Annotated in this window: 8 protein-coding genes; 4 read left to right on the top strand and 4 right to left on the bottom strand. The window is 72.0% G+C overall.

Going from position 1 to position 11711, the window contains the following annotated elements:
* The first annotated feature begins 1 nt into the window (after window position 1).
* A complete protein-coding gene (locus OG746_RS15510; RefSeq protein WP_266715182.1) occupies window positions 2-622 on the top strand; it encodes a TetR/AcrR family transcriptional regulator in 621 nt (206 codons plus the stop codon).
* Here the strand turns inward: OG746_RS15510 and OG746_RS15515 are convergent.
* Entirely contained in the window at window positions 606-1355 is a 750-nt protein-coding gene (locus OG746_RS15515; protein WP_266715183.1) for an NADP-dependent oxidoreductase, read from the bottom strand. The two genes, OG746_RS15510 and OG746_RS15515, sit on opposite strands and share 17 nt — an antisense overlap.
* A 70-nt stretch (window positions 1356-1425) precedes the next feature.
* On the opposite strand from OG746_RS15515, the gene OG746_RS15520 reads away from it, so the two are divergent.
* The gene (locus OG746_RS15520) at window positions 1426-2427 is read left to right on the top strand and encodes a GlxA family transcriptional regulator (protein WP_266715184.1); all 1002 of its coding nucleotides are present in this window, start codon (window positions 1426-1428) and stop codon (window positions 2425-2427) included.
* 116 nt (window positions 2428-2543) lie between these two features.
* Here OG746_RS15520 and OG746_RS15525 read toward each other — a convergent pair whose 3' ends face one another.
* Window positions 2544-4589 carry an NAD(+) synthase gene (locus tag OG746_RS15525; protein ID WP_266715185.1) on the bottom strand — a complete coding sequence of 682 codons (2046 nt, stop codon included), beginning with the start codon at window positions 4587-4589 and terminating at the stop codon, window positions 2544-2546.
* A 319-nt stretch (window positions 4590-4908) separates the two neighbouring features.
* On the opposite strand from OG746_RS15525, the gene OG746_RS15530 reads away from it, so the two are divergent.
* Window positions 4909-5340, top strand: a complete 432-nt coding sequence (locus OG746_RS15530) for an effector-associated constant component EACC1 (RefSeq protein WP_266715186.1) — start codon at window positions 4909-4911, stop codon at window positions 5338-5340.
* Entirely contained in the window at window positions 5337-7409 is a 2073-nt protein-coding gene (locus tag OG746_RS15535) for a caspase, EACC1-associated type (protein WP_266715187.1), read from the top strand. Before OG746_RS15530 ends, OG746_RS15535 begins: the two co-directional genes overlap by 4 nt.
* 185 nt (window positions 7410-7594) lie before the next feature.
* Here the strand turns inward: OG746_RS15535 and OG746_RS15540 are convergent, their stop codons facing one another.
* Window positions 7595-10447 (bottom strand): glycoside hydrolase family 2 TIM barrel-domain containing protein, encoded by a 2853-nt coding sequence (locus OG746_RS15540; protein WP_266715188.1) that lies wholly within the window; start codon window positions 10445-10447, stop codon window positions 7595-7597.
* A 36-nt stretch (window positions 10448-10483) separates the two neighbouring features.
* Window positions 10484-11695 carry an ROK family protein gene (locus tag OG746_RS15545; RefSeq protein ID WP_266715189.1) on the bottom strand — a complete coding sequence of 404 codons (1212 nt, stop codon included), beginning with the start codon at window positions 11693-11695 and terminating at the stop codon, window positions 10484-10486.
* Between the last annotated feature and the right edge of the window lie 16 nt (window positions 11696-11711).

Genomic DNA, 11711 nt, shown 5'->3' on the forward strand with positions numbered 1-11711 from the left:
TATGGCGAGGCCACGGCAGTTCGACGAGGAGCGGGTCATCGGCGCGGCGATGGACACGTTCTGGCGGCACGGGTACGAGGGGACGTCCACGCGCGACCTGTGCGACAGCACCGGCCTCGGCCCCTCCAGCCTCTACAACACCTTCGGCGGCAAGCGGCAGTTGTACCTGCGCGCCCTGGAGCGCTACCACGACACCGCCACCGCCGAGCAGATGGAGATCCTCGCCGGGCCCGGTCCGGCGGGCCGACGGCTGCGCGCCCTGATGGTGCACGCCGTCGACACCGACCTCGCCGCCGCGGAGGCGGACCCGCACGGCTGCTTCGCGATCAACGCCGCGATCGAGGCGGCGGCGCACGACCCCGACGTCAAGCAGGTGGTGCGCCGCACCTTCGACCGGGTCGAGGGCGCGATCCGGACGGTCGTCGCGGCGGGGCAGGGCGCGGGCGAGTTCCGCACGGACATCGACACGCGCACCCTGGCCCGCCAGGTGCAGAGCGCGTACTACGGCCTACGGGTGCTGAGCCGGGCCCAGGACCGCCGCACCCTCCTGTCGACGATCCGGGCCACGCTGACCACGCTGAGCGCGCCCCCGGAGCGGGCCGGGGCTACGGCCGCACCGTGAGCACGAGCTTCCCGGTCACCCGCCCCGTGTCACCCTCCGCGTGCGCCTTGGCGGCCTCGGCCAGCGGATACGTGTCCGCCACGTGCACCTTGAGCTTGCCCGACTCGACGAGTTCGGTGACGGCCCGCATCCCCGCCTGATCGTGCTCGACGAGCATGTCCGTCGCCCGCACCCCCAGCTCGGCGGCGCGCGCCGCGACGTCCCCGAACTGGCCCGGCAGCAGCGAGACGAGAATGCCGCCCGGCTTCAGCACGTCCAGGGAGCGCAGCCGGTCCTCGCCGCCCAGGGTGTCGAGCACGATGTCGACCAGGGCCTGCCAGGCGGTGAGCCCGACGAGCGGCAGCGCGCCCGCCTCGACATGGCTCAGCCCCGCGGGCTTCGGCACGAAGGCGCGGGCGGGCCCGGCCACGTACTCGGCGTGCGAACCGGCCCCGTACGGATACGGCAGCATGCCGAGCACCTCGTCGCCCGGCTTGAACAGGGCGACGCCGAGACCCACGGCCTCGACGACCCCGGACACGTCCCAGCCGAGCACGAACGGCGGCTCGCCCAGGAAGAGCCCGGAGCTGCGGTGCTTGTAGTCGGTGGGGTTGAGGCCCGCCGCGTGCACGGCGACCACGATCTGCCCGATGCCCGGCTTCGGGCGCGGAACCTCGACTTCCTGGAGCACCTCGGGCGCCCCGAGGGTGTCCTGGCTGATGGCCTTCATGGTGGTGGTGTTCTCGTCGCTCATGAATCCAGCCTGCGCCACGGAAGCGGAACCGGACAATGGCAAGATGGTCATCCAGCGATAGAATCGTGCCATGACTGGATTGGGTGCCGAATCTCCCCTCGCCCGGCACGAGGGCCCGCCCCACCGCGTGGTCGTGCTCGCGCTCGACGGGGTCTACCCCTTCGAGCTCGGCATCCCGAAGCGGGTCTTCGGCTCGGCGGGCGACGCCTACGAGGTCGTGACCTGCGCCGCGACATCGACCCGCACCGTACGCACGGACGCCGACTTCACGATCACCGTCGCGCACGGCCCGGAGGCCCTGGAGACCGCGGACACCGTGATCGTCCCGCCGTACGACATGTCCCGCATCGCGGAGCCGCTGCCCGCCGCCGAACGGGCCGCGCTCGCCCGGATCCGGCCCGGCGCCCGTACCGTCTCCATCTGCACGGGCGCGTTCGCGCTGGCCGAGGCCGGGATGCTCGACGGTCGGCGCGCCACCACGCACTGGTCGCTCGCGGACCGCTTCCGCCGGATGTTCCCGTACGTCGCCCTGGACCCGGACGTGCTGTTCGTCGAGGACGGCGACGTACTGACGTCCGCGGGCGCGGCCTCCGGCCTCGACGTCTGCCTGCACCTGGTGCGCTCCGACCACGGCAGCGCCCTCGCCAACTTCGTGGCCAAGTGCTGCGTCGTCCCGCCGTGGCGCGAGGGCGGCCAGGCCCAGTACATCGAGCAGCCCGTCCCCGACGAGGGCGAGACCGGCACCGCGCCCGCCCGCGCCTGGGCCCTGGAGCGGCTCGACCGGCCGCTCGCCCTGCGGGAGCTGGCCGCGCACGCCCGGATGAGCCCGCGCACGTTCGCCCGCCGCTTCCAGGAGGAGACCGGCACGAGCCCCGGCCGCTGGCTGATCCTGCAGCGCGTGCACCGCGCCCGCCATCTCCTGGAATCCACGGACCTCCCGGTGGACCGCATCGCGGCGGAGGTCGGCTTCGCCACCGGCACGTCCCTGCGCCAGCACCTGCACGCCACCATCGGGGTCACCCCGCAGGCGTACCGCCGCACGTTCCGGGCGGGGCCGGTGGGGGCGACGTGAGGGGCGCGACGCAAGGGGCGCGATGTGAGCGGGGACTGTGACGTCTGACTACGGAAATATCGTGGTCAGACGTCACAGTCCCCGGAGATCACGGGACCGCCCTCCGGATCACGCGATCACGCCCCCTCCGGCCACTCCCACCGCTCCAGATCCCTCAGCCACACCCGCGCGTTGCTGTCCGACGGGGCGCGCCAGTCGCCGCGCGGCGAGAGCGAGCCGCCGGCCGAGACCTTCGGGCCGTTCGGCATCGCGGACCGCTTGAACTGCGCGAACTGGAAGAAGCGGCGGCAGAAGTACTCCAGCCAGTGCTTGATCTCCGCGAGGTCGTACGCACCGCGGTCCTCCTCCGGGAAGCCGGGCGGCCAGGCGCCGGCCTCCACGTCCCGCCAGGCGTGCCACGCCAGGAACGCGATCTTGGAGGGGCGGAAGCCGTACCGCAGCACGTAGTAGAGCGTGAAGTCGTGCAGCGCGTACGGGCCGATCTTCGACTCGGTGGACTGCAGTTCCTCGCCGGGGACCAGCTCGGGGCTGATCTCCGTGTCGAGGATCGCGGTGAGGATCCTCCCGGCCTCGTCGCCGAACTGGTCGCTGCTCACGACCCAGCGGATGAGGTGCTGGATGAGCGTCTTGGGCACGCCGCCGTTGACGTTGTAGTGGCTCATCTGGTCGCCGACGCCGTACGTGCACCAGCCGAGCGCCAGCTCGGACAGGTCGCCGGTGCCGAGGACGATGCCGCCGCGCTGGTTGGCGAGGCGGAACAGGTAGTCGGTGCGCAGGCCCGCCTGGACGTTCTCGAAGGTGACGTCGTACGCCGGCTCGCCCTGCGAGAACGGGTGGTCCATCTCCTTGAGCATCAGGCGGGCCGTGTCGGTGATGTCCAGTTCGGCGGCCGTGACGCCGAGCGACTTCATGAGCGCGTGCGCGTTGGACTTGGTGTACTCGCCCGTCGCGAAGCCCGGCATCGTAAAGGCGAGGATGTCGGTGCGCGGGCGGCCCGCCCGGTCCATCGCGCGGGCCGCGACGATCAGGGCGTGCGTGGAGTCGAGGCCGCCGGAGACGCCGATGACGATCTTCGGGCCGCCGATCGCGCCGAGCCGCTGGACCAGGCCGGAGACCTGGATGTTGTACGCCTCGTAGCAGTCCTGGGCGAGGCGCTCGGCGTCCGCCGGGACGAACGGGAAGCGCTCGACGCGGCGCTTGAGGCCCAGGTCGGTGCTCGTGGGCGGGTCCAGGTGGAAGTCCACCCGGCGGAAGTCACCGGTGCGCGCGGCGTGTGTGCGACGGTTGTCGTCGAACGTGCCCATCCGCTGGCGCTCCTGGCGCAGCAGGTCGAGGTCGATGTCGGCGACGGCGTACTGGTCGCCGAGCGGGAAGCGGTCGGTCTCTGCGAGCAGGACACCGTTCTCGTAGATCATGGTCTGGCCGTCCCACGAGAGGTCCGTGGTCGACTCTCCCGCTCCGGCCGCCGCGTACACGTAGGCGCTCAGGCAGCGGGCCGACGCCGAGCGGCACAGCAGCTTGCGGTCCTCGGCGCGGCCGACCGTGATCGGGCTGCCGGAGAGGTTGAGCAGGACGGTCGCACCGGCGAGGGCGGCCTCCGCGCTGGGCGGGACAGGGACCCACATGTCCTCGCAGATCTCCGCGTGCAGGACCAGGCCGGGGACGTCCTCGGCCGCGAAGAGGAGGTCCGTGCCGAAGGGGACCTCGGTGCCGCGGATCCGGATCGTGCCGCCGCGCTCGTCGTCGCCCGCCGCGATCTGGCGCTTCTCGTAGAACTCCCGGTAGGTGGGGAGGTACGACTTGGGGGCCACGCCGAGGATCCGGCCGCGGTGCACGACGACCGCGCAGTTGTAGATGCGGTTGCGGTGGCGCAGCGGGGCGCCGACCACGAGGACCGGCAGGAGGTCGGCGGAGCCGGTGACGATGTCGGCGAGTGCCTCCTCCACCTCGTCCAGGACCGGGTCCTGGAGCACCAGGTCCTCGATGGAGTAGCCGCACAGGCCCATCTCGGGGAAGAGGGCGACGGCGACGCCGTCCTCTGCGCAGCGGCGGCCCTGCCGCAGGACGGCCTCCGCGTTGGTGCGCGGGTCGGCGATGGCGGCGTGGCCGGTGCACGAGGCGACCCGCGCGAAACCGTGACTGTAGATCGACCGGAAGTTCACCCGTCCATGATGTCAACCGGGCCGGGGCCGTGCGCGGCGGGGCCCCGGACGGCGGGGCTCCGGGGCGCGGGCGTCCGAGTTCGGAAGCGCGGGCGCCCGAATGCGGAGGCGCGGGCGCCCGGGTTCGGGATTTCGGACGTTTCGTGAACTGTTCTGTCGGGAGTCGGCCGGGAAGCGACGGTTCCCTGATCGTGGCGTGACCGTAGTGGTTCGGCAGGCTCCTCGTGCGGGGAGACTTCTCCGCGATTCCCTTACGCAGTAGGGGAATTGTGGAAGCGTCTTCGTGGCGCGGGCGGAGGGCACGCGAACAGGGGGAAGCGTGGAGATCAGGTTCTCGGTACCGCAGGGCGTGGGGGACACGGGGGGAGAGGGCGGAGAGGGCGCCAAGGAACTCGCGTCGCTCCGGGACTGGCTGGAGGACGACGACGAGCTGCGCTCCGCGGGAGCGCGCGTCGAGAGCGCGTACGCGGACCGGCCCGGCGCGATGGGCGACGTACTCGAATGGGTCGGCGTCGCCTGCGGTGCGGCGTCCCTGGCGATCGACGTGACGCACAGCGTGCGCGCCTGGTGGCGCAGCCGCGGCCACGACGGGGAGATCACGTTCGTCGTGCGGGGCGAGGACGTCGACCGGATCCGCGGGCTGCTGCACGATGCCGGCCTGAGAGATGGCGACCGCGATGGCGAGAGCGACCGTGACGGCGACAGTGGCCGTAGTGGCGGCAGCGACCGTGACGGCGGAGCCTCCCGATGACGCAGGCCGAGGGCCCCGCGAGAAACGGGGCGCGCCGCACGGACCCGGGGAGCGCAGACCCGCAGCGCATCGGCCCGCAACGCGGGGACCCGCAGCGCGTCGGTGCGCGGCGCGTCGACCCGGAGAAGTCGGCCTGCCTGCTGATCGGGGTCAACGACTACCGGCACGACACGATGGAGCGCCTCGACAGCGTCGAGCACAACCTGCGGCGACTGCGGGACGTGCTGACCGACCCGGACATCGGCGGCTTCCCCGACGAGCGCGTCCAGGTCCTGCCCAATCCCGTCGCGGCCCGCGACGTGACCGTGGCGATCGAGGTCGCGGGCCGGCTCGCCGCCGAGGACACGCTCATCGTCTACTACGCGGGCCACGGCGTGCGCGAGGGCGAGGACAACCGGCTGTTCCTGACGCTGCCCGGCACGGAGCGGGGCCAGCCGGAGACCTGCGTCGACACCATGTACGTACGCAAGGCCATCAACCGGTCGCCCGCTCCCCGGACCGTGCTCATCCTGGACTGCTGCTACAGCGCCCAGTGGGCCAGGGACAGCCGGATGTCCGGGGGAGAGAGCGGCGCCGACCTCGCTGCGCGCTCCGTCCGCGACCTCAAGGGCCTCTACCTGATGGCCTCTTCGCCGCACAACCGCGCCTCGCACGCGCCCGACCCGGACCGCTGCTCGGTCTTCACCGGCGCCCTCGTCGACGTGCTCGAACAGGGCGACCCGGACCCCGGCGCGGGCGAGACGGTCACCCTGAAGGACATCTACCAGCGGGTGCGGACGCGCGTCGAGGAGTGGGTGGCCGAGCAGGACCGCAGCGACGCGGCGGCCCCGCTGTGCACGGACGAGAACGGGCTGGGGGAGTACGCCTTCGTCCGCAACGCCGCCCGCCGCCCCGTCCAGGCCCCACCCCCGGCACCGGTACCGCCGCCGAAGCGGGGCCGCATCGCCATAGGCGTCGCGATCGGCCTGGTTCTCGGTCTCACCGCAGGACTCGGCATCCCCTACCTCCAGGACCGGCTGGACGAACCGCCTCCCAAGCCCCACAAAGAGGCGCGCGGCCCCTGTTCCGCGCGTGCGGCCCTGCTCGACCACTCCGACGCGCTCGACAAGACGGAGGTCGACAACGAGCCGGTGGCGGGCCTGTCCGGACTCGCGTACGCGCCGGACGAGTCGAGGCTGGCGTACGCGGTGGCCGACAACGACGCCGTGCGGATCTTCCCGATCAGGTTCGGCTCGCCCGACGCACTGGCACCGGTGGCCCAGCGGGCGCGCACCCTGCGCGCGGCCGGGGGCGGCCCGCTGAGCGGCTGGTTCGACGCCGAGGCCGTCGCCGTGGAGAAGGACGGCGGCACGGCGCTCGTGGCGGGCGAGACCGAACCCACCATCCGCCGGTTCGACCTGCGCACGGGCCGCCAGAAGGGGGAACCGCTGCCGATCCCCGAGGTCTTCGAGATCTACCCGAAGGGCGCCGCGACGGCGGGCCGCACCATCGAGGCCATGGCCCTGTCGCCGAGCGACAAGTACCTGTTCGTGGCGGTGGAGGCCCCGCTCGCCGGGGACGGCGACGAACGCGGCCGCAACCTCATGCGCATCCAGCGCTACGAGCGGCGCGCCGACGGCACCTTCGAACCCGACGCCCAGTTCGCCTACCGCGGCGACGAGGGCCTCGGCCTCGCCGACCTCGTGGCGGTCTCCGACACCAGGCTGCTCGCCCTGGAACGGCAGTACGTGGCCGGGCTCGGGAACTCGGTGCACGTCAAGGACCTCTCGCTGGCCGAGGCCCAGGACGTGACCGACAAGAAGCAGCTCTACAGGGCGCCCGCCGACGTCTTCATCGCAGGCCGCGCCCTCTTCGACCTGGCCCGCTGCCCCGAAGGCAGCCCCGGAGAGGTAAGCGGCGCCGGGAACCCCCAGTCGAACGAGCTCCTGGACAACGTGGAGGGCATGACCCTCGGCGACTCCATCAAGAGCGGACGGTACAAGGGCCGCAGACACCTGCTCCTCGTCTCGGACGACAACCGCAACAAGGCGCAGACGACGCGGCTCTACTCCTTCGCGGTGAGACTCTGACGCGGTGAGACTCTGATCCTTCGCGGTGAGACTCTGAGCAGAGCGCGGGAATCTGGCGGCAACCTTCCCGCCCCCGGCGGCGACTTCCGTGCACGACGGCCGCTACGCCCCTGCCCCTAGGGCGGTCGTCAGGTCGGCCGGGGCAGCGATGGGACCGCCGCCCCGGCCGACACGGGGTGAGGGGGCTACGTCAACGTGCTGAAGGCGAAGCCGAATTCAGCCGGCTTCGGCGTCAGCCGGTACTGCGGGAGCACGCCGGGTCCGCACGACTGCGTGCCGATGCCCTGCTGTGCGTGGTCGAGATGCACCCACAGCGTGTCGCCGGGCGTCAGGTCCGTGCGGTGCGTGGCCGCGTCGAGCTGCTGTGTCGTCCAGCGGCGGGCCGTGAGGGCGTAGGCGGGCTCGCCCTCGATGCGCAGGCCGCCGAGCTCGGCCCAACGGACGTCGATCCGCGCCCCGTTCTCCTGCGGTCGTACGTACGGGGTGTGCAGGGCGTCGACGTCCGACTCCCAGCGGCCGAGTCGCGCCGCCTCGCGCGTGTCCGGGTACGCCTCGCCGGGCCCGCAGCCGAACCAGCGCACGCCCAAGTCCCCTACGGGGAGCCCGAGTCGGACGCCGAGCCGGGGCAGCGGGATCCGCCAGTCGCCCTCCGGGGTGACGGACACGGTCAGCCGCAGCCGCCGCTCGTCGGCCGTCCAGCGGTAGCTCGCGCGCAGCCCGATGTCACGGCTGGCCGGACCGACCCGCGTGTGCACGGTCAACGCGCTCCCGTCCAACTCCACGCCGTCCACGCGGTGTTGCATGCGGTGCAGGCCGAACTGTCGCCACAGCAGGCCGAGCCGCTCGTCGTTCTGCCAGCTCGCGCCGTCGTCGTTGTCCGTGGGGGCGCGCCACACGTCGAGGCGGGGAGCGGAGGCGAGCGCCACGTCGCCGATGGTGCGCAGGTCGCCTGTGCGGGCGTCGAAGGTGGCCGGGCCGAGTGTGAGTACGTCCCCGGCGGCGCTCGGACGCTCGCCAACTACCGTGCTGACAACGGACTTTGGCGTCGTCGGGGCGCTCTGTCCCCACGCCGCTTCCTGGCCGTCGGCGCCCATGGCCCGGATCGTCCAGTACCCGGACGCGTCACCCGCCGCGGGCGCCGACAGCTTCACGTCCGTCGACTCGCCGGGAGTGAGCGGCGGCACGGTGAGCGTGCCGCGCTCCACGGCCTCGCCCTCCACCTCGTACGTCCAGTCGAAGGCGAGGTGGGACAGGTCGCGGAAGTCGTAGCGGTTGGTGACGCGTACGGATCCGGCGTCCCCGTCGACGGCGATCCGTACGGGCTCGATCACCTTCTTGAACTCGATGAGCCCCGGCGACGGCGTCCGGTCCGGGAACAGCAGACCGTCGCACACGAAGTTGCCGTCGTGCAGCTCCTCGCCGAAGTCGCCGCCGTACGCGTACCCGTGGCGCTCGTCGGCGACCCCGTGGTCGATCCACTCCCAGACGAACGCGCCCTGAAGCCGGTCGTACTTCTCGAACAGCCGCTGATAGTCGGCGAGTCCACCCGGGCCGTTGCCCATGGCGTGCGCGTACTCGCACTGGATGAAGGGGAGGGCGCGCCGCCTCTCCGGGCCGCCGTCGATCCCCTGACCGATCCGCTCGACCTCTGCGTGATCGGCGTACATGCGCGAATAGACGTCGGTGTCACGGCAGTTGATGTCGCCCTCGTAGTGCACGAGGCGCTCGGGGTCGCGCGCGTGGATCCACTCGGCCATGGCGGTGAGCCCGCGCCCGGTGCCCGCCTCGTTGCCGAGGGACCACAGGACGATGGACGGATGGTTCTTGTCGCGCTCGACCATGCGGGCCGCCCGGTCGAGCAGTGCGGGGGTCCAGCGCTCGTCGTCGACCGGGTTGTCGCGCCAGCCCTGTTCGCAGAAGCCGTGGGTCTCCAGGTCGCACTCGTCGATGACCCACAGCCCGTACTCGTCGCAGAGGGAAAGGAAGGCGGGGTGCGGCGGATAGTGGGAGGTGCGGACCGCGTTGATGTTGTGGGACTTCATCAACTCGACGTCGCGGCGCATGGTTTCGAGGTCGAGCGCGCGGCCGTGCTCCGGGTGCCACTCGTGCCGGTTGACGCCCTTGAAGAGGATCGGCGTGCCGTTGACCTTGATCAGGCCGTCCGACAGCTCCACGGTGCGGAAGCCGATCCGCAGCGGCACCCGCTCACCGGCCGTCGCGAGCTCGCCGTCGTACAGGCGCGGCGTCTCGGCCGTCCACGGCTCGACGGCGACGGTCACCGACTCCCCGGTGGCCGCGTCAACACCCAGCTCAGGCACGGTGATCCGCCCCTCCACGTCACTGTCGACGCGGAGCGTGCCGAGGCCGGTGGCGTGGTCGTACGAGGCGTGCGTGAAGAAGTCCCGGGCGCCGCCGACGGGGCGGTGCAGGAGCGTCACGTCGCGGAAGATGCCGGGCAGCCACCACTGGTCCTGGTCCTCCAGATAGGAGCCCGCGGACCACTGGTGCACGCGGACGGCGAGCACGTTGCCGGTGGGGGCGAGGAGGTGGCCGACCTCGAACTCGTGCGGCAGTCGGCTCCCCTTGAACTCGCCGAGCTCCGTGCCGTTCAGCCACACCTTCGCGCAGGACTCCACCCCGTCGAAGCGGACCACGGCCGAGCCGTCACCGGGCCAGTCGCCGGGCAGGTCGAAGACGCGTAGGTGATCCCCGGTCGGGTTCTCGTCGGGGACGCGCGGCGGGTCGACGGGGAACGGATAGAGGACGTTCGTATAGGCCGGCGCACCGAACGCCCCGTCGCCCTGCATCACCCAGTGCCCGGGCACGGAGACGCCACTCCAGCTGCCGGCGTCGTACCCAGGGGAGGCGAAGGAGTCGTCGTGCGCGTCGGCCCGCGCCGCCAACCGGAAACGCCAAGTCCCGTTGAGCGAGAGTGAGTTGGCTGACGACTCGGCGTACCAGGCGCGAGGCGGCAAGGTGCCGTGGCCGGGGGAGGGGTCGGTTACGTAGGCGATTGAGGTGGACGTGGACGTGGGCATGGAGCTCCTTACGTCGAGATCAAATTCGGCAATCAATCAAGCCGTATGTGGGTGAGGAACGGGTGCGGTGCCGCTCAACACGCCCTCCAGCGCAAACGTCGCCGCACCCAGACTCACCGGATCCGTAGGAACGGGCGAAAGGACAATCTCCGCCGCGGCGAACGGCCCCGCCAACGAATGCCGCTCCACCACCCCCCGAACCTCGCTCACCAGGGGACCGCCCAACGCACTGGCGACCCAGCTGCTGAGCACGACGACCTCGGGATTGAGCAGGTTGACGAGATCGGCGACCGCCGCGCCGAGATACCGCGCGGTCTCCCGCACCACATCGAGCGCCTGCGCCGACCCCTCCGCCGCGGCCCGCCCGATCGCCTCGATCGTGGCGGTCTGGTCGTCGGGGTGCAGGAGCGGCGAACCGGGGTGCAGCTCCCGCAAGTTGCGCATGATGCCCGGCGCCCCCGCATAGGCCTCCACACACCCCCGGTCACCGCAGTGGCACGGCCGCCCGTCGAGCACGAGCGTGGTGTGCCCCCACTCGCCGGCACTGTTGGTGACACCCCGGTGCAGCGCCCCGCCGAGCGCGAGCCCCGCACCGACGCCCGTGCCGAGATTGACGACGACCGCGTCGTCCCGCCCGCGCGCCGCGCCGAACCACAACTCGGCGACGGTGGAAGCGCGCAGCGGATTGTCCAAGTACAGGGGTACGTCGAGGTGTTGGGCGAGGAGTTCACGCAGCGGCACCGCTTCCCGCCACCCCCAGTTGGGGGCGTACACGCTGATGCCGCCCTGCCGGTCGACGAGCCCCGGCATGCAGACGCCCGCGCCGAGCACGGGCCCGCCGGTGTTGGCGTCGAGCACCGCCCGGACCGCGTCCGCGATCACGGCGACCACGTGCCCGGGTTCGTGCGCACCGGGCCGCAGTTGGCGGTCGGCGCGGGCGACGACCCGCAGGTTCAGGTCGAACAGCTCGGCGTGCACATACGTCTCCGCGACGTCCACGCCGACGAGCGAACCGTGGCCCGCGTCGACGGAGACGAGGCCGCGCGGCCGCCCGCCCGCCGAGTCCACGAAGCCGCCCGTGACCAGGATCCCCAGGTCGAGCAGCTCCCCGACGAGCGTGGCGACGGTCGCCGAGCTGAGGCCCGTCTCTGCGGCCAACTCCTGCCGGGAGACGGCGGACCGGTCGAGGCAGCGGCGCAGCACCTCGTACCGGTTCGCCGTCCGTATGTCGCGGGACGTGCGCTTCATACCGTCAGGCTAGGAG

The organism is Streptomyces sp. NBC_01016, from assembly GCF_026341035.1.
In the GTDB taxonomy this organism is placed as follows: domain Bacteria; phylum Actinomycetota; class Actinomycetes; order Streptomycetales; family Streptomycetaceae; genus Streptomyces.

Coding starts and splice junctions, on each gene's coding strand:
- OG746_RS15510 (WP_266715182.1), top strand. CDS start 2: ATGGCGAGGCCACGGCAGTTCGACGAGGAGCGGGTCATCGGCGCGGCG.
- OG746_RS15515 (WP_266715183.1), bottom strand. CDS start 1,355: ATGAGCGACGAGAACACCACCACCATGAAGGCCATCAGCCAGGACACC.
- OG746_RS15520 (WP_266715184.1), top strand. CDS start 1,426: ATGACTGGATTGGGTGCCGAATCTCCCCTCGCCCGGCACGAGGGCCCG.
- OG746_RS15535 (WP_266715187.1), top strand. CDS start 5,337: ATGACGCAGGCCGAGGGCCCCGCGAGAAACGGGGCGCGCCGCACGGAC.
- OG746_RS15540 (WP_266715188.1), bottom strand. CDS start 10,447: ATGCCCACGTCCACGTCCACCTCAATCGCCTACGTAACCGACCCCTCC.
- OG746_RS15545 (WP_266715189.1), bottom strand. CDS start 11,695: ATGAAGCGCACGTCCCGCGACATACGGACGGCGAACCGGTACGAGGTG.